The organism is Acinetobacter bohemicus ANC 3994, assembly GCF_000367925.1.
Taxonomy (GTDB): domain Bacteria; phylum Pseudomonadota; class Gammaproteobacteria; order Pseudomonadales; family Moraxellaceae; genus Acinetobacter; species Acinetobacter bohemicus.
Window position 1 is genome coordinate 295,581 of sequence record NZ_KB849176.1, and the last position, 18,430, is coordinate 314,010.

The 18,430-nt window shown below is 35.9% G+C and carries 19 protein-coding genes, 2 tRNA genes and 1 other RNA gene; 16 read left to right on the top strand and 6 right to left on the bottom strand.

Annotated features, from left to right (window positions below):
• Window positions 1–8 precede the first annotated feature (8 nt).
• The 6 genes from pgeF (at window position 9) to F994_RS14220 (ending at window position 5,317) form a co-directional block, all read left to right on the top strand.
• Entirely contained in the window at window positions 9–749 is a 741-nt protein-coding gene (pgeF, locus tag F994_RS14195) for a peptidoglycan editing factor PgeF (protein ID WP_004651250.1), read from the top strand.
• A gap of 39 nt (window positions 750–788) precedes the next feature.
• Window positions 789–1,340, top strand: coding sequence for a flavodoxin family protein (locus tag F994_RS14200; protein ID WP_004651251.1), 552 nt, complete (start codon window positions 789–791; stop codon window positions 1,338–1,340).
• A 136-nt stretch (window positions 1,341–1,476) separates the two neighbouring features.
• Window positions 1,477–2,571, top strand: a complete 1,095-nt coding sequence (locus F994_RS14205) for a helix-turn-helix transcriptional regulator (RefSeq protein WP_081399754.1) — start codon at window positions 1,477–1,479, stop codon at window positions 2,569–2,571.
• 17 nt (window positions 2,572–2,588) lie between these two features.
• Window positions 2,589–3,386 carry a hypothetical protein gene (locus tag F994_RS14210; RefSeq protein WP_004651254.1) on the top strand — a complete coding sequence of 266 codons (798 nt, stop codon included), beginning with the start codon at window positions 2,589–2,591 and terminating at the stop codon, window positions 3,384–3,386.
• 47 nt (window positions 3,387–3,433) lie between these two features.
• Window positions 3,434–4,009, top strand: a complete 576-nt coding sequence (locus F994_RS14215; protein ID WP_004651255.1) for a hypothetical protein — start codon at window positions 3,434–3,436, stop codon at window positions 4,007–4,009.
• A gap of 33 nt (window positions 4,010–4,042) precedes the next feature.
• Window positions 4,043–5,317 carry a phospholipase D-like domain-containing protein gene (locus F994_RS14220; RefSeq protein ID WP_004651256.1) on the top strand — a complete coding sequence of 425 codons (1,275 nt, stop codon included), beginning with the start codon at window positions 4,043–4,045 and terminating at the stop codon, window positions 5,315–5,317.
• An 81-nt stretch (window positions 5,318–5,398) separates the two neighbouring features.
• Here the strand turns inward: F994_RS14220 and smpB are convergent, their stop codons facing one another.
• A complete protein-coding gene (gene smpB, locus F994_RS14225) occupies window positions 5,399–5,875 on the bottom strand; it encodes an SsrA-binding protein SmpB (protein WP_004651257.1) in 477 nt (158 codons plus the stop codon).
• A gap of 142 nt (window positions 5,876–6,017) precedes the next feature.
• Here smpB and coaD point away from each other — a divergent pair, with 142 nt between their 5' ends.
• The 4 genes from coaD (at window position 6,018) to F994_RS14240 (ending at window position 7,332) form a co-directional block, all read left to right on the top strand.
• Complete coding sequence (gene coaD / locus F994_RS14230) at window positions 6,018–6,509, top strand: pantetheine-phosphate adenylyltransferase (RefSeq protein WP_004651258.1); 492 nt, start codon at window positions 6,018–6,020, stop codon at window positions 6,507–6,509.
• A 1-nt stretch (window position 6,510) separates the two neighbouring features.
• Window positions 6,511–6,774, top strand: coding sequence for a YfhL family 4Fe-4S dicluster ferredoxin (locus F994_RS14235; protein WP_034697253.1), 264 nt, complete (start codon window positions 6,511–6,513; stop codon window positions 6,772–6,774).
• Between the two features lie 26 nt (window positions 6,775–6,800).
• Window positions 6,801–7,183, top strand: an RNA gene (rnpB, locus tag F994_RS17025) — RNase P RNA component class A.
• Between the two features lie 72 nt (window positions 7,184–7,255).
• Window positions 7,256–7,332 (top strand) — tRNA-Met (locus F994_RS14240).
• A gap of 302 nt (window positions 7,333–7,634) precedes the next feature.
• On the opposite strand, the gene F994_RS17645 is transcribed toward F994_RS14240, so the two are convergent.
• A complete protein-coding gene (locus F994_RS17645) occupies window positions 7,635–8,042 on the bottom strand; it encodes a hypothetical protein (protein ID WP_004651260.1) in 408 nt (135 codons plus the stop codon).
• Between the two features lie 177 nt (window positions 8,043–8,219).
• On the opposite strand from F994_RS17645, the gene F994_RS14250 reads away from it, so the two are divergent.
• Window positions 8,220–8,296, top strand: a tRNA-Met gene (locus F994_RS14250).
• An 89-nt stretch (window positions 8,297–8,385) separates the two neighbouring features.
• Here F994_RS14250 and F994_RS14255 read toward each other — a convergent pair.
• Window positions 8,386–9,411: a hypothetical protein gene (locus tag F994_RS14255; RefSeq protein WP_004651261.1), complete on the bottom strand. Its 1,026-nt coding sequence runs from the start codon at window positions 9,409–9,411 to the stop codon at window positions 8,386–8,388.
• On the bottom strand, window positions 9,404–11,029 hold the full coding sequence (locus tag F994_RS14260) for an NAD+ synthase (protein WP_004651262.1): 1,626 nt from the start codon (window positions 11,027–11,029) through the stop codon (window positions 9,404–9,406). Before F994_RS14260 ends, F994_RS14255 begins: the two co-directional genes overlap by 8 nt.
• Before the next feature lie 258 nt (window positions 11,030–11,287).
• Here F994_RS14260 and F994_RS14265 point away from each other — a divergent pair, with 258 nt between their 5' ends.
• The 5 genes from F994_RS14265 to F994_RS14285 all read left to right on the top strand — a co-directional run bounded on the left by F994_RS14265 (window position 11,288) and on the right by F994_RS14285 (window position 17,419).
• A complete protein-coding gene (locus tag F994_RS14265; protein WP_004651263.1) occupies window positions 11,288–11,593 on the top strand; it encodes a hypothetical protein in 306 nt (101 codons plus the stop codon).
• Window positions 11,594–11,684: 91 nt separating this feature from the next.
• Window positions 11,685–13,142, top strand: a complete 1,458-nt coding sequence (locus F994_RS14270) for a site-specific integrase (RefSeq protein WP_004651265.1) — start codon at window positions 11,685–11,687, stop codon at window positions 13,140–13,142.
• Window positions 13,139–15,055, top strand: a complete 1,917-nt coding sequence (locus F994_RS14275; protein WP_004651266.1) for a hypothetical protein — start codon at window positions 13,139–13,141, stop codon at window positions 15,053–15,055. The genes F994_RS14270 and F994_RS14275 overlap by 4 nt, the downstream gene beginning before the upstream one ends.
• On the top strand, window positions 15,043–17,028 hold the full coding sequence (locus F994_RS14280) for a hypothetical protein (protein ID WP_004651267.1): 1,986 nt from the start codon (window positions 15,043–15,045) through the stop codon (window positions 17,026–17,028). Before F994_RS14275 ends, F994_RS14280 begins: the two co-directional genes overlap by 13 nt.
• Window positions 17,029–17,032: 4 nt before the next feature.
• Entirely contained in the window at window positions 17,033–17,419 is a 387-nt protein-coding gene (locus tag F994_RS14285; RefSeq protein WP_004651268.1) for a hypothetical protein, read from the top strand.
• Here F994_RS14285 and F994_RS14290 read toward each other — a convergent pair whose 3' ends face one another.
• Together F994_RS14290 and F994_RS17270 are read right to left on the bottom strand one after the other, a co-directional pair.
• The gene (locus F994_RS14290) at window positions 17,420–17,944 is read right to left on the bottom strand and encodes a hypothetical protein (protein WP_004651269.1); all 525 of its coding nucleotides are present in this window, start codon (window positions 17,942–17,944) and stop codon (window positions 17,420–17,422) included.
• A gap of 206 nt (window positions 17,945–18,150) precedes the next feature.
• Window positions 18,151–18,378, bottom strand: coding sequence for a helix-turn-helix domain-containing protein (locus F994_RS17270; RefSeq protein ID WP_081399755.1), 228 nt, complete (start codon window positions 18,376–18,378; stop codon window positions 18,151–18,153).
• Window positions 18,379–18,430: the final 52 nt, after the last annotated feature.

Consider the following 18,430-nt stretch of genomic DNA (forward strand, 5'->3'; position numbering starts at 1 on the left):
AAATAGACATGCAATTTGTTCAAGGACTTCCATCAGGTGTATATGTTGGGCAGACACGAGTGCATCATGCAAAAGCTCAAGCTTCTGCTCAACCTGAGCTTATGGGATTTAACTTGGCATTGCATGTGGGTGATGATGCAAAGCGTGTACAGCAGCATCGTATGGCTTTACTGCAAGAGTTTGCGGATTTCGGCGTTGATAAAATGACTTGGATGACGCAAACCCACAGCACCATTTGTCATACTGTGAATGAAGAACTTCCATTTACAGCATTAGATGGCGATGGTCTGGTTACTCAGCGTAAAGCCCATGCGTTGATGATGATGACGGCGGATTGTTTGCCTGTGGTGCTGGGAAATGCAGATGGCACTGAAGTTGCCAATTTACATGCTGGTTGGCGAGGTTTGGCGCAAGGGATTGTTGAAAATACAATTGCTGCGATGCAAAGTCAGCCGACTTGGGCATGGTTGGGCGCGGCAATTAGCCAGCCGAACTTTGAAATTGGTGCAGAAGTAAAATTGGCTTTTTGTGTTAAATATCCAGAATTAGAAACTGCTTTTCAAGACAGCGAAAAAGTGGGCAAGTTTTATGCTGACTTATATGCGATTGCGCGTTATATCTTGAAACAACAAGGTGTTGAAACGGTACTGGGTGGCGACCAGTGTAGTTATCGGCAAACAGGGGAATATTTTTCCTACCGCCGTGAAGCAAAAACAGGCCGCATGGCAACATTCGTGTTTATGGCTTGAAACTGTTAAACTTCATTAAAATTTACTGTTTTTATTGATATGTCTTTATCTTCAAAATCTCTTGCCATCGTTTATCACAGCCCATATGGACATACTGCAAAGGTTGCATCTTTTATTGCTCAAGGGGCTGAGCAAACGGGTATAGATGTGCATTGCATGAACATTGAACATGTGGATTGGGAGATACTAGACCAAGCGGATGCGATTGTTTTGGGTTGTCCTACTTATATGGGAAGTTTGACCTCAGCCTTGAAGCAATTTATGGAGCAATCTTCTAAACGATGGTTGGCTCGAACATGGCAGGGCAAGCTTGCAGCTGGTTTTACCAATGGTGGTGGCTTAAGTGGCGATAAGTTGGCTGTTTTGCAGCAAATCAATTTATTTGCTATGCAGCACGGTATGTTGTGGGCAGGTTTGCCTTTTATGCCTACGGGACGTAGTTCGCAAGATATTAACCGTATGTCGAGCTTTTTGGGCTTAATGACCCAGTCCGATAATGCACCTGCCGAGATCACCCCACCCGAAGGGGATTTGGAAACAGCAGCTCGATTTGGTGCACATCTCGCGTCATTGCTGAATCGCTTAAATTAAAATTAAGATTAAAAAAACCTCCAATTGAACTGCACCCCGAAAGTTGGACACTTTTAGTCTAATTTGGAGGTTTTTGATATTTTATTTGTGAGACATTCAATGTCTTTTAAAGCTGTTATTCTTGATTGAAACATAAATGAACAGAATAGCAGTGATGGATAAGAAGAATGTAAACCTCGTAAGTCGTATATTAAAAATTTATAGTGTTTTACCACGTGTACCCAGATCGGCTTTAACAATAGAAGAGTTTAAAGAGCAAGTACGTCATTGTTATGGTGATGACATAGAAGAAAAATCATTAACTAAAGCAATACAGAGAGATTTAGAACTCATTCCCAGTTTACTTTCAACTGGAGCACTTTCTGTAACTGATGGTAAAGGTAGAAAAGCAAAAAAATATCAATTAAGCCAAGATGCTTTCATTGAGCAGTTTAACTCTGAGTTAGCTTTGATCTTGGTTATGGCAAATAATTATTTAAGCGAATATTTGCCATATGATATTCACCAAAATGTAAAAGGCTTTTTTGAAGCGGCAACACAACAACTAACCAAAGATACTCGTTTGGATAATTGGCAATCTCGTTTTCGTTTTGTGCCGTCTGGTTATAGTCAAAATAAAAATAGTCATTATGATTCAAAAGAAATCAAAATAATTTATCAAGCAATTTTAGAAGATGATATTTGGCTTGATACGCAATACAGAAAAGAAGGCCATTTCGAAAGCCAAGCATATACGTTAAAGCCTCATGGAATTATTCACTATGGCTATAAACAATTTTTAATTGCTAGCAAAATTATTAAAGGAAAAAGTGAGTTACGTACATTTAATATGCTGAATTTTACTGAAGTTAAAATTATTCCAGAAAAAATTTCAGTAAATATTGATCCCTATGATGTTGATGACTTGGTTGAAGAGCGTGAGTTCGAAGATGCTTTTTTTGATAGGGAGGAATTGGGAGTATTTTGTGTCTTTGAAGGAGAGTTATTGGAAGAATTAGAAATCAATCCGATAGGTAATGATCAAATAATTATTCATTTACACGATCAGTATTATGAGCTAAGCGCTCGGAGTGTGATCACTCGAAGTCGTATGGAGTGGTTTGCGAAAAATGCACATTTAATTCAGATCATATCACCAGATGAATTGCGTGAAGAGATTGTTGATCGGGCATCTATTGCATTAGAAAAAAATGATTTATGTGATCCCATTGCTAAGTTTCTGAATATTTGAATAATAAAGGTAAAATAATGAAAAATGATATATCTGTAGATAGTGTTTTGAATAACTTATCTTCTATTATTCGAATAGGAAACTTTCTTGAAGAAAAAGTTGCTGGAAAACTTTTTGAAGATATCGAGACCCTGATTTTGAATCAACAAAATAATGATTTTCCTGATATGACGTGGCAAACGATGGTCTGGGATGTGTGTGCTAATTTTGAATATAAAGAATTATGGTTTGCTCCAAAACAATGGATTCATTTTGAGCAACAGGATGAATTAATTTCAGATGAAAGTTTTGATATCTATGAAAGTTATGCTTTTTTCAAGCTTACTCATTATGATAGAGGGAGTCATTATAATTCTGATGAAGACTTTAGGATTAATAATAATAGATTTCCAACAGCAAATTTTTTTAGACATGAACAAGGCTATATAACGCTACAATTTTTTCTAAATTATAATCTTATACGTAAACTTTCTTATAAACGCGAAGGTTTAATTAAAGAAATCGCAGAAATGGAAAATTACCGAGAATTGTGTGAGTGGAAGCATTTCCGACAGAATACCTTGATGCAATATCAAGAGTTAGCGGGCTTGGGCTTCGAACTCGATACTTGCTCTGCATCTTGGTTGCTTAAAATAGATTCGTTAAATTCTGATTTGTTTATTAAAGAGTATAACCAAGGTACATTGGATAAATCACTCGAACCTATCCAGAGTGCAGTAGTAAAAATAAATGAAAACTTTAATATTTTTGATGAAATTCAAAACCATGCCCGTTGTTATATTGAAGAAATTATATATGGAAAGAGGGGGAAGTGATGTTGGGTTAAATCTATTGGGATGAACTTCCTGCAAATGTTACCCGAGTGGTTAGAGCGGATGATGAGATTTCTATTCTGTTTGAGGGAAAAATTAGTGAATTTAAAAGAGTTCAATCAGGTCGTATTGTTTTAAAACGAACGACTGACTTTCAGGACATGAAAGGTACTGTTGCATATAAAGATGAAAGTGGAAATTTTAATTTAGATTATAATTTAAGTGGTGCTTTTGAAGATGATTCGTATGAACTTTTTTCAGGAAATTGGGTAGAGGAGGGTGAAAACTATAAATTTGATATTTTACTAGAGCCTGAAGAAAAAGCCCTTGATATTTCTCAACAAGATGAACAGATTACGGAGTCAGCAGAAGAAATTCCAACTAAAGAATTACTGGAAATTGCGCCATCGGAAATAGAGCAAAATTTAAAATATACGGAAAGATTTGGGGCAAATCGTAAACGTGCTACGCGAAGTGATGCACGGGTAAGAACAGTACAGCGTAGCATTGAACGGTATTATGGTTTGCCTGAAGGCTCGGTTAGATTGGTTAATCCAGACCGTAGCATTATTCATCCATCAGCAAAAATTAGAACGTTAAGAGAGCGTTGGTCTTTTGATGAGTAAGTTGATAAATTAAATTGAATTTAAGGGGGTAATATGGAAGTTTTTTTTAATACAGCTAAGGGAAAATCAAGTCGCTTAATTGATGCATTTCGGTCAAACGTGGACAATAGAAAAAAATATCAGTTGAGTATCTTTACCTGCTACTTGGCTGATGATTTAGCAAAAGTCAGTAATTTCATTGACGAAATATCAAGTAGTATTAGGTTAACAGATGTAAAACTATATATTGATGCACGTGAATGTATTCGTATTGGTATAGAAAAATTACGTGAATTTGAAGAAAGTTATGCAGATTATAACATTGGTTTTGAAGTGACTGCTATTGATACACCTAATCTGTTCCATAGCAAAGCTTATGCTTTGTTGTCCCATGATGAGCAAACAGGGGCGCTAGCAGTTGGTTCTGCTAATTTCTCTAATGCTGGATTGTTTGCAAAACGAAATAATAGTAATTATGAAACGCTTTTACTTACTAATGATGTGGAAACTGTAAAAGAATTTTTATCTTTACAAGATATTAATGAAAAAAACTTTAAAAATTTGGAAAAATTGGAGGAATATAAAAGAGAAAGTTACAGTTTTAAATATGCGTTGCTACAACAAGGTAAATTTGTGCATAAATGGAGTGAAACTTTTAATCAATATTTTGCTATAAGATATAAATTATCTGAAAAAGGGAAAAGTGAAATCGGGAACGATATTTTGAAAAATTTAGGCTTTACTGTAGACGCAGAAACAATTAGTCGACAGTTTTTTGATTTTTCAAGTATCAAAAAAAATGATGAAGTGGATGAGCAACAATTTAATAGTTTATTGCGTAGAGGAATTGAAACTTTTTTGGGGCATTGGTTGCCATTATCTTTACTGCAAGGATTGGATGATGAAGTTGATGCCGAACATATATTTGAGATACTTAGTAATAATGTAGGGCAGCAATTAGAGGGGCTTAAACAACATATTACGGAAGCTTTTGAAAAGTTAAAAAATGAAGGTTTTATTGCAGAGACTGATCTAAATAAAGATCCAATCCTAGAGTTAGAAAATAAGCTTAATAATCTCAAGGATGATCAGGTTAAGTTATCTAGAATGTGGGATAAGTTTTCAGTTTTTGATTTGCCCTATGATTTATCTTGGGAATATGAAATTGGAACACTATATGATGATTTGATTGCTAAAGCTCAAAGTAAAAAAAAGAAAAATGCTGCTGCACATGGTGTTCTAGAGGCAAAGTATACGTTACGACCTATTGCCGTAAGTGAGCACTGTGTTTCACATGAGCAAGAAGATGATGTTAACAGTGAAGAGTAACCTATAATTTGTATTAGTTCAGATTTAATCTCACAGCTACTAATTGAAAAAAGCTCGGACTAGAATCCGAGCATTTTTATATCACTTATGAAAAATTCGTGCTTTATCACGTTGCCAGTCACGATCTTTTTCAGTAGCACGTTTATCATGCATTTGCTTACCTTTTACTAAAGCAATTTCAATTTTAGCTAAACGACCTTTCCAGTAACACGCCAGTGGTACGCATGAATAACCTTTTTGGTTGACTGCGCCCATCAACTTTTCAAGTTCCCGACGCGAAAGCAATAACTTACGTGTACGAGTTGCTTCAGGAACCACATGCGTAGATGCAGAGAGTAGCGGTTGAATCTGCGCCCCAAACAAAAATGCTTCGTTGTCTCTAAAAAGAATATAGCTTTCAGTAATGGTCATACGTCCAGCGCGTAAAGACTTCACTTCCCAGCCTTGTAATGAAAGACCAGCTTCGAATTTCTCTTCAATAAAATAATCATGGCGAGCGCGTTTATTTTGCGCAATAGTGCCACCATTATTTTTTTTAACTACGATTGATTTCGACATAATACTAATATTCCAAGATTAACTATATTTTGCCTTAAACTTGCCCCAAGGTGAAGTGATTTCAAATTTAAGGAGAATGTTCGCTAAAAAGGAAGTTTTTGTTAAACTACGAAGTATAAACAATAAACTAGAGTACAAACGGATGTCTAAAACTCGCGTCATCTATCCAGGAACGTTTGATCCAATTACCAATGGTCACGTTGACTTAGTTGCCCGTGCAGCAAGAATGTTTGATGAGGTGGTGGTTGCAATTGCAATTGGACATCATAAAAACCCAGTATTTAGTTTAGATGAACGGATTCGATTGGCTAAAATATCGTTAAGCCATCTTTCCAATGTTGAGTTTGTTGGTTTTGATGGTTTGTTGGTAAACTTTTCTCGTGAGCAGCGTGCAACAGCTGTATTGCGTGGATTACGTGCTGTTTCAGATTTTGAATATGAGTTTCAGCTTGCGAATATGAATCGCCAGTTAGATCAACATTTTGAAACTGTATTTTTAACACCCTCTGAACAATTTTCATTTATTTCTTCGACGATGGTTCGAGAAATTGCGCGTTTAAAAGGTGATGTTGGTAAATTTGTACCGCAATGTGTGGTCGAAGCCTTTGAACGCAAGCATCAACAAGGTTGGTAGCGTGTCTTTATATATTACTGATGAATGCATCAATTGCGATGTCTGTGAGCCTGTTTGCCCCAATGAGGCTATTTTTATGGGTGAAATCATTTATGAAATTCACCCCAATTTATGTACTGAATGTGTTGGGCATTATGATCAACCACAGTGCCAATTATTTTGTCCAGTCGATTGTATTCCGCTCGATCCACAGCATGTGGAGTCACAAGATGAATTGATGGATAAATATAAAAAACTGATTGCTCAAAAAAGCACAAGCAATTAGTACTGAAGTTTGATAAAATGCGCCCCGAAGTGAGCTAGACGATCGCTGCTGTGGAAATCTCCGTGATTGAAGCAGGGGAGGAAAGTCCGGGCTTCATAGGGCAGGGTGCCAGGTAACGCCTGGGCGGTGAAAGCCGACGGCAAGTGCAGCAGAGAGTAGACCGCCATCTTTGCAATTTCCTTTCGGGGAAATCAAGAGAGATGGTAAGGGTGAAAGGGTGCGGTAAGAGCGCACCGCGTGTCTGGTAACAGTTCACGGCAAGGTAAACCCCACCAGAAGCAAGACCAAATAGGAATCCTGAGGCACGGCCCGTGCTGGATTCGGGTAGGTCGCTTGAGCGTACGAGTGATTGTACGCCTAGAGGAATGATCGTTCACGACAGAACCCGGCTTATCGGCTCACTTCACTAATTTTTTTACAATTATTGTGTGATATTTCTTGACAGAAAGTTGTTTGAAATAGATAATACGCGCACAGTTTTGGCTATGTAGCTCAGTTGGTTAGAGCACCGCACTCATAATGCGGGGGTCACAGGTTCAAGTCCCGTCATAGCCACCATTTTCATAGACCACGTTTCTAAAACGTGGTCTTTTTTTATGTTTAAAATTTAACAAATCAACTCAATTTATTTAGTCATGTTGTAAGAAGATTGAAAAATGAGCATTTGAGTATGTTGGATATACACCAGCTCATGATGGTGGTCTTGTCTTGCTATGGGGTAAAATCAACTTAAGCATTATTTTTAAATGATCCCTGTAAATGAGTCGAGGTATTGTTGAATGGAGTCAGTTGTTGGGGCTTTGCTTGAATGCACTATGAATCCAAATAAAGCCCTCATGATTAAGTAGATTTTTAGTGGACTATTCACATTGCATTGCGTTTAGATCCATTTTAATTTTTTGGCGTTGCTGATTGTAGATAGCTAAAATATGCTGTTTTTCATCTTGATCAAAAATTTGGTTTTGTAATTGCTTAATTTTATGCTCGGTGAGGTATGCTTGAGCACAGTGTATGGCAATCATATTTTCTTTAATGATTTGAATTCTTTGTTCTTCCTGTTTATTTTCAATTTGATATAGCTTTTGCTGTGCCTTGCTTAGTTGCACTAAACTGCGCTTTTGTTGCATGCTGAGCAGTTGATGGTTGTTGATCCATTTGGCAACATCCATTCGTACACCGTTATAATCTACAAAAAGAGGTGATATGACTTGGCAACCTGAACTCATAATGGTAATTAAGCCTAAGCATACTAATTTGAATTGATTCATGTTTTCTCTGTTTTATTGGTGTTTGAATGGGGGAGGTATGGTGAAAAATAACATGAATAAAAGCAGGTTTTGTTTAAAATTTAACTAAAAGCTTTTAAATTGTTTAAAGTGTGAACATTTGGAAAATAAAGGGCTTGACGCTACTCGTGTAAATTTAGATAATGCGCGCACAGTTTTGGCTATGTAGCTCAGTTGGTTAGAGCACCGCACTCATAATGCGGGGGTCACAGGTTCAAGTCCCGTCATAGCCACCATTTTTATAGACCATGCTCTCAGCATGGTCTTTTTTTTGCGGGTCTAAAAATGGTCATTGCTTTTTTAGAATGAAATGAGCAGACAGAAATTAAACGTTGTTTTCTATGTACTGCTGAATAAATTGCTGCGTGGTTTCACTGAGATAAAAAGGTGAGATTAATTCTTTTACAATCCCGTCCAATAAACCTTGTTGTTCCAAAGCTTGTAGGGTGTGGGGTAGAAAGCGTAATGCTTCTTGATGTAAATCTTTTTCATCGAGTCCAACAGACTGTAATAATTCTTGTAAGTTATATTCTGCAAAATAGTCATAAAAACAAGCCACCACATCTAAAATAACGTGTTGTAAATAGTCGGCTTGGCGTAACTGTCGCCATGATTCATACACCAAGATAAAAAACTCTTCAAAGTCGATGGCTTGAAATTGAGAGAAGGTTTCTTTAAGTGTTCTTTGTTTAATATCATCCCATAAGTGTAGGCTAATATCGGCAAGTTCTTCATTGGGTAATAAAATGATATTGCCCAACTGTTTGAGCAATGCTTGCGCGAGTTGCTGCTCAAGTTTAAGTTCAATATTTTGTTGTTGGTCTTGAATAAAACTGAGTATTTTAGACCCTAAACCATGATTATGTGTATTGAGCTTACGTAAATGATCGAGCCAAGGGGTATTGCTTTCTAAAATCTGATTTGCAAGCTGTAAACTCACGTGTTGTATTTGTGGATTGTGTAATAAATTTGCTTGGATGTAATGACGTAGCTGGTCTAATTCAAGGATCTTAGACATCCATAATTCAAATGATTCATCGGAAAATAGTTCATTCATTTGAGTGTTGCTGTTGATCGCAAGCTGATGGATTCTTTGTGCAATCACCCCAATAAATTCTAGGATTTCTGAGCCTAAATTCAATTCAAACGCATATTTTTGAACCACATCTTGTAGTGCTTCAAGTTGAATAAATTGTTTTAATAAAATTTGATCTGAATGGCTGTAAATATGATGAACAAATTTTTCGATGTATGGATTATTTTGTTCTGATAATAATTGTTTTTTAATAAAGTGAGTTTGCTCAAGCATAAGCGCTTGAGCAAACTGTTGAGCAAAGTCAGGCTTAGACACCTGGTGCCCATCCATTGATGATTGGGTAGCGACGTTCGCGGCTAAATGCACGTGAGCTAATACGCGGACCAATTGCACCTTGACGACGTTTATATTCGTTACGGTCGACTAGGCGAATTACTTTTTCAACCACTTCTTTTTCAAAGCCTTTGGCAATGATGTCATCTTGGCTCATATCTTCTTCAATATAAGCATAAAGAATGGCATCCAGAATGTCATAAGGCGGTAAAGAGTCTTGGTCTTTTTGATCTGGACGAAGTTCCGCAGAAGGTGGACGAGTAATCACACGTTCAGGAATGACCGGTGTGTCTGAAAGGCTGTTACGGTATTTTGCCAATTCAAAGACGATGGTTTTATACACATCTTTGAGCACCGCATAGCCACCTGCCATATCGCCATAGAGTGTGCAATATCCGACAGCAAGCTCTGATTTATTCCCTGTAGATAAGACCAGATTGCCAAATTTATTCGATAAGGCCATGAGCAATGTGCCACGTGCACGTGCCTGTAGATTCTCTTCAGTGGCATCAGCAGGGCTATTGCCAAAGAACGGATACAGTGTGTGCATGAAGCTATTTACAACTGGATTGATTTCGGCAATACCAAAAGTTACACCCATGTTTTTAGCTTGCGCTGCGGCATCTTCTATACTGATTTGAGCAGTGTAGCTATAAGGCATCATCACAGCTTGGACTTTATCCGCACCAATGGCATCAACCGCGATTGCCAGTGTTAATGCTGAGTCAATACCGCCAGATAAACCAAGAATGACACCTGCGAAACCAGAGCGCTGAATATAATCACGTGTTGCTAAAACCAAACCTTGGTAGATTTCAGCCATGGTGTCTAAAACAGGGGTAATGGTGGTTACTTTAAAGGCTTTTTGCTCGGCCGCATATTCAGCGTAGTACAGATCTTCTTTAAAGCTTGGGGCTTGTAAAGCAGTCGTCCCATCTTGATTGATCACAAAGCTGGTGCCATCAAAAATGAGATCATCTTGACCACAGACTTGGTTGGTGTAAACCAAGTTAATATGCAATTGTTTTGCAAGCTCACCCATGGTGGTCAGGCGGTGCTGAGGTTTACCTACTTCATAAGGTGACGCATTTAAAACTAAAACAGTTTCAACATTAAGTTGCGAGAGTTGATGCACGGTATTGAGCGACCAAGCATCTTCACAAATCAGAACGCCGAATTTATGACCTAGATATTCAAAAACAAGATGTTGCTGACCTTCGCTAAAATAGCGTTTTTCATCAAATACGCCGTAGTTTGGTAGGTTTTGCTTGTTGTAAATACCCAGTACTTGACCATCTTTCATGACCGCTGCGGCGTTATAGCGTTGACCATCTTCTGTTTGGTTAACAAAACCAAACACCACGACCATATCTTTTACTTGGCTAAGCAGCTCAAATGCTTTTTGTGTGCGTTTAGCAAGACTAGGGCGAAGTAATAAGTCTTCCGCAGGATAGCCTACGGTTGAAAGTTCGGGGAAGACGATTAAATCAGCTTTTTGTTTTTTGGCTTCATTTATCTGGTCAAGCATTTTTTGAGCATTTGCTTCGATATTGCCAATATGCGGAGAGAATTGTGCAAGGGCAATTTTAAAACTTTTCATTCCAACTTAATCCTATACCTATAGGGATGTGTACACAGACTTTTGATTTATTATGGCTATTGGCTCAACGCTGTGTACGTGACGATAAACAAATAGATGTTTAATCAATAATTAGCAATTGGATACTATATACGAATTGCAGCATTGAATGAGAGAAAAACAAAAAAAAATCCGAATTAAGACAAAAAATTACAGCGTTAATGAGAGAATAAACGAGCCAAGGAAGCATGATGATTGCTAGATCAGATGACATGACTTATGAAATCTATATTAAATAATTTAAATCAATTACTTGAAGTTAAAAGCCGTCAATTAACCGCAGCTGAAAAACAGCTGGCCAAGTCGGTTTTTGGTGCGCATTTACAGTTAGATGCTATTCGGATTGTGGCACATCGTGGCGTCATTAAAAATTATGCCATCAGCCCGAATGGCAATGTGTATTTTAATCCTCAAAACTGGTGTGAAGACTTCTCAAAACGCTCTTTGCAGCAACAGTCATGGCTGATTCATGAACTCACATCCATAAGTTTCATTAAAATAGACAACATATATAAGTCTCTATAAAAATGGACATATAGTATTGTTAATGTAGACCATTTATTCAAGTAATAATCTTTTGTAAATTGATAAGTAATTTCAATTGAGGCGGGCTGAAATGTTAGGGATAGCGAGAAAAATAACTTTATCTACTTTTACTCAAACAAAGGTGGTCAAGCTCTCACATGTTGAATCAACTCAAGATAATCTATCTGAACAGACTAAGTATCAGTTTACACCTGTTACCAGAAAAGTCTTTCAATATGATCAAACATTAGGTACTAGGGAGATAGAAGAAACCATTCAATTTAACTTATATCCTGTAGTCGTCGATTACAGAGGAATACCATGGGCAGAAGCGAATGTTTATCTGCTAGATAAGATAAGAAATAGTCTAGATGTAGTTATGGCAACTTATTTAAATATAGCCAATGATTTAGTGGCATATCGACATTTTTTGGATGAAACTAATATTAATTGGATTGTCTTCGATAAGAACAAATTATACAGACCAACTTATCGTTATAGGGCTTACTTAAGAGGATTGTTAGAAGCAGAAGAAATTAGATTTTCAACAGCTAGAAGAAGAATGGGTACTATAATCGCCTTCTATTGCTGGCTTCAAAGTGAAGGTGTACTGAAACCAGAATTTCCAATGTGGAAAGAGTCAGATCATTACATAGATAAAAATAATCAATATGGTGATTTAATCACTAAACATATTAAGTCAACTGATATATCAATTAAAGTCGCAAATTCCAAAAATCCGTATGCAGATACAATCGAAGACGGCTGGAAACTTCGACCTTTGCGGAGAGATGAGCAAGCTAGCTTACTTAATGCACTGTTTGCTTCGAAGAATACTGAAATGATTTTAATCCATCTGTTGGGGATAGCTACTGGAGCTAGGCTCCAAACGATTCTCACAATGAAGCTGCACCATATTCTTACAGAGATGACAGAATCTGAATTAAAAGAAATTATAATTCCTGCTGGGCAGAGCACAGGTATAGATACCAAAAATGATAAAAAAATAGTTATACATATTCCATTTTGGCTTTATCAAAAATTACAGATCTACGCTATGAGCGAAAGGGCTCAAAAACGGAGAGCTAAATCATCACTAGGCAATAGTGATGACCAATATTTATTTTTGACTAATCGGGGACGACCTTACTATGAGTCTAAATCAGACATACAAAACTTTGATCAGGACTTTAAGTTGCATCATGTGAAAAATGGGCAAGGAATTAGAGTTTTTATTAATGAATGGATGATTCCGCATATTCGTGTGGAATCTAATAAGCCTGAGTTTCGTTATCAATTTCATGATTTGAGAGCAACTTATGGTATGAATCTAACCGATGAGCAATTGGAATATGTTGCAAGGGGAGAAATAAGCCTTCATCAAGCGCGAGAATTTGTCAGAGTTAGAATGTGTCATGAATCATCAGCAACGACAGATTTATATTTGCAGTATCGTCAAAATTTGGAACATATCAGGCAAGTGGCTAGTGCTTATAATGATCATTTGTGTGAAATTGTTAAAAAATTTGAGTTGAGGCATCGATTATGAATTTAGAGCGAAGAACCGTTCAAGTTTATAACTTACCAGTCGATTCTGATATTAGTCTACTAAAGCCTGAACAAGTGATATTGAGATTTCCCCATGGCAAAACGATTGATATAGGCTCTTTATGTTATTTAATTCGCCAACCTATTGCTAAGTCTCATTTAGGTGCTAGAAGAAATTCAAAATCTGGGAGACTAGTACAAATCAGTTCGATTTACGAGCAACGTAAACAAGATATACGCCTGCTTATATCTCACATTTCAGAATATTTTTTACATAGCGGAAAGCGAGTTGAAACTATTAAAGATATGGTTTCACGGTTGGTAGTTTTTATATATTGGGCGGATCAGAACGGTTTTTTTGATGTTTTAAATAAAAAGCAACTAGCGAAGAATGCAATAATTCAATACACACACTATTTAAAAGAAAGAGTATCCAGAAATGAGATTAATGTAAATAGTGGGGCACGACAACAAAATACTATTATTCAATTTCTATGTGATTTTTTTGAAGATGAAGAGTTAAAGTTTGGCATTTTTCTAATCCGAGTTAATTCTCGTCTAAAGAAACACACACAATCCCCCTGCGAAAATGTACAGGGTAGGATTTTATCATTATGTGAAAATATTTTTGATGGTCTTACTTCTTTAGTTCTTGAGCATAAACAATATCCATACAAGCTGGTGATGCCTGATCATTTAAATTTCACAGAAAATATACTTTGGATTTTTCCAGTTGAATCATGGTTTATTCATCCAAGCAAAGCATTACGGAAACGTCATAGCTGTCTAGCCTACAATTATTTAACTGGTACTTTAAATACATTAGAGCAAATTGCTGAATTACGATTAAGACCAAACACCAATATCAGCAAAGATTATTCTATTTTAAAACAGGCGGAACACAATTTAATAGCTGCGAATAAGAATTACAGACATAACCAAAGAATGCATGTTGGAACAATTGCAGTAAATGCTTTCATCATTTTATTTTTTTCTCAAACAGGGATGAATTTGTCACAGGCATTGAATTTATCATGGGGTAAAGATTATGAAATATCGAGTTCAAATCAATCTTTTAGAATAGTGAAATGGAGAGCTGGTGGGAAAGAGTGCAGTTTTGAGGTGCCTTTGGAGTTTATGCCTAGATTTAAAAAATTCATCGCATTACGAGAATATCTTTTAAATGAGCAAGAGTGTGAATATTTGTTTTTTACTTTAGGTGAAAGAGGTTTAGGTGCGCCTAGACAATTAAAATCAGGTACTTTACATGGTATTTACTTAAGCCTGAGAAGAATTGATCCTTATTTACAAATGGTTCAATCCAGAGAATGGCGCGCTGCAAAAAGTGATTGGCTAGTACGGAACACTGACCTTGCAACGGCCGCATCAGTTTTACAAAATACAGAAAAAACAGTTTTGTCTTCTTATATTGCAGGTTCCGAAAGTAGTCATTGGGAAGAGTTATCAAGCTTTCTGCATAACATGTCTAATGTTGTCCTTTCCACTAAGAATGATCAAAAAAACCTGTTGAAAAGTGCTACAGGTCAATGTTCATCCTTTGGTAATCCATTGGCATTAAACAACGAAGATTCAATTAACAAACCAAATTGTATTGATCCAGAAGGTTGCTTATTTTGTGATAAGTATAGAATACATGTGGATGAGACTGATATTCGCAAATTAATAAGCTGTCGTTATTGTATTGAAAAAACAGCACACATCATTGGAAGTCTAGAAGAGCAACGTGCAACATTACGACCAATTTTATCAAGAATTGATTTAATCCTTGATAAGCTGAAAGAATACAATGAGCAGTTAGTTACCAAAATTTTGCTAGAGGTAGAAGAAGGAGAGCTTGATGATTATTGGGCTAGGAAGCTGGAAATGTTTATGGAGTTAGAATGGATAACATGACTGCTTTAAATCTAGATGCAAAATTGACATTTGCCGATCAAGCATTGCCTCCTGATTCATTCAATATAATGAGTAATGATTATCCTACAAACGATTTTGTAGTAAGTAGAACTCGTGAGGGAATTACGGTTTCAAGATACGGAGACATCGTTTGGGATTTTACAGTATATGATCCTGAAGGTAAGCCGAGCACCTTGTTATTTACTTTTTGGGATCAGGGACCGTTATCTCCTGAAAGAGCTAAATTAATTGATGAAATCAAACAGATTTTTTTTATCTTAATTTGGTTGAGAGATAAGGAACCATTAAGCATTGGTTCTTTGAGGAATTATTTGACTGTTGTTCGGGAAATTGCAAAATTTGCAGAACAGCGGCAGATTACACTAAAAGCAGTGATAGGTGATACCCCATTATTTTTAGAATTTGTTCGATCTCAGAACTCAGGATGGTTAATTGAAACTCTTTCCTCCCTATTACTGTTATTAATGAACGGTAGTTATCAAAATTTTGCGATAAAAACCGTAGAGCCAATTACGATAAGACTACTTCAAAAACAGAACAAGCAGTACAGACAGTCTTTAAAACAACATGCACCAATTCCGACAAGGATTTATTCTGAAATTTTAGCAAATTTTATAGAGTATTTAGATGAGTGGGAAAAAAATGAAACTGAGTTGTTTGATATAATATTGGATAGTTATTTTTTTGCTAAAAATAGAGGAAATTTAAGAACTTACTCCTTTCATTATACTAAATTTTTAGATCGGGCATCGCCAGAACTAAGAGAATATATAATAAGTAAAACAGGAAAGTTCACCTTGAAAAACTTAAATGCCTTAATTACAGATACCCAAGGTATTTGTAAACTTGTAATACAGGCTTTTACAGGTATGCGAGATGATGAGGTAAAAGCCCTTCCATATAAGTGTATTAAGGAAGTTGTTTCAAATTCACAGAAACATTTTTTGATTATTGGTAGAACAACTAAGCTAAATCATGGAATTCCGTTAGTCACGCAATGGGTAACGAGTGTAGATGGATTAAAAGCCGTTAGGATTGCTCAAAAGATAGCAGATTATATTTATGAGATTCATGATGCTAAGGATGTACAAATTGACCCAGATATTTTTAAATACCCACTATTCATTTCTGCAAGTTCATTTGGGTTTACAGGTAAACCTATTACGTCGACTACTACTAAATATCGAATTGGGACTCTATATCGTAAAGAATCTATTAATAAAATGCTTCCCAAAATTGAACATGCCGATCTTAAAGAGTTAGAGCAGATTGACCCACATCGAGCATGGCGATCAGAAGAAAAATTTCGTATCGGACAATATTGGGGTCTGACTTCACATCAGTTGCGTCGTTCGCTGGCACTTTATGCTCAACGGTCAGGTTTAGTTTCTTTGCCTTCACTTCGGAGGCAGTTACAACACATTACTAATGAAATGTCGAGTTATTATGCCAGAGGATCTTCATTTGCAAAAAATTTGATCGCTGATGATAAAACGCACTTTGCTAACGAATGGCAGCAAACTCAGGCGGAATCAAGTGCACTGGGATATATATTTAACGTGTTAATGTCAAACTCTCCTCTTTATGGAGGTCATGTACACTGGATTGAAAATACGCTTAAAAATAAAGAGGGTCTATTATTAGTTGACCGTAAACAAACATTAAAACGGTTCAAAAATGGTGAAATAGCCTATAAGGAAACCATTGTAGGTGGTTGTACCAAAGTGGGAGCATGTAATCAGACAGCTATTAACTGGTTGCAAATTAATTGTCTAAAAGAAAATTGCAGAAATTTGATTGTAAGTTTACCTAAATTAGAAAGAGTTATTGCTGCTCAAGAGAAATTGATTAAATTTCTAGATATTACTACGCTGGAATATCGTACGGAAATGTCTCATTTACAAATCCTAAAAGAAACAAAGTCTAAAATGATTAAATTTAACGGAGATTGATCTAATGTCTGAAGCGCTTGTTGAATATTTTGAGGCACTTGAGCGGTTAAAATTGAATAAGCCTATTCGAATTTCGTTGGATGCAAAGATCTCTAATGATGCTGTAGCTTTAGAAGCTGGACGTAGTAAAGGGGCAATTAAAAAATCTAGACCAATATTTGCTGACTTAATCGTGGCAATAGATTGCGCTGCGGAAAAACAGAATTTATTACCCATGGAACAGCGTAAAATTTTAAAATTAGAGGAGGAAGTGAACACTTTACGTAAAAACTTAGAAAATGCTTTAGGTCGCGAAGTATCTTTACTATATGAAAATTACCAACTAAAAAAGAGATTGAGTGTATTAGAAGAAATTAATGTGATCCCAATTCGTGATAAAGATTCTAAATAATCAACTACGAGTAATAATATTTGGAATCTTATCAAAAAATATATCACGGGCTATTTCGCCTTGTTGCTCGATATTGTATTTTTCAAATGGTTTGCTTTCAATAAAGTGGTACTTATATGGATTATATGATTTTAGACTAAGATAATAGGCACTTTGTAATAAAAAACCTCTTAAAACAACATTTTTGTGTTTTTGATATTGTAAAATATGTGCAAGTTCGTGAATAAATATTCCTTGGGTAGTAATTGAACATTTAGAATAGTCTTTAGAATATAATTCTTTATTAACAAAAAGGTTTCCATTTGGGGCAATGATTATATTAAGTGGTTGCCAAGGTAAATAAGGAATATTAAATATCTTTACTGTATTGTAATTGATCGTATTTTGAAAGACTTTTCTTGCAATTTGAATTTCTCCTTCAGTAAGTTTTCTGTACTTAAAGTCTTCTATTTTTAAGTATTTATAAAGGAAATATATTGAGTTTTCCCTAAGCTTTTGAGAGAGCTTTATTAAATTTTTGTTCATAGGACGCTTAGCAATTAGTTCTCTAGTTAAAATAGAGTATAACGGAACTTTATAAGGATACTATTTGTATTCCTTATCGTGCAAACAATGATCTAAATTGCATAACAATGAAAAAAATTTGGAAATTAAAGATCTAGTCTGTTTAAACTAAATTTATAAAATCAGTTGTTTGTCATCTGATAAGAATACAGAAGCTGAAGATTAATTTATTTAATGTTTCCCAAAAAAGAGCAAATATCGGTATCTAAAACTGTTAACCAGTCTTGTAATTCAATAATGTCTAATCGTCTTTCATAAGTTTCAGTTTTGGATACGTAAGATTGGGGTTTTTTTAACGACATAGCTAGTTCTACCTGAGTCACGTCTTTTGACTCACGTAAAATGATTAATCTTTGAATGATTGCTCTGTATCTTGGGTCATGTATTGAATGCATAGCCAAAGATGTTGAACTATGAGTGAAAATATCCCAAAATAGGATATTTGTG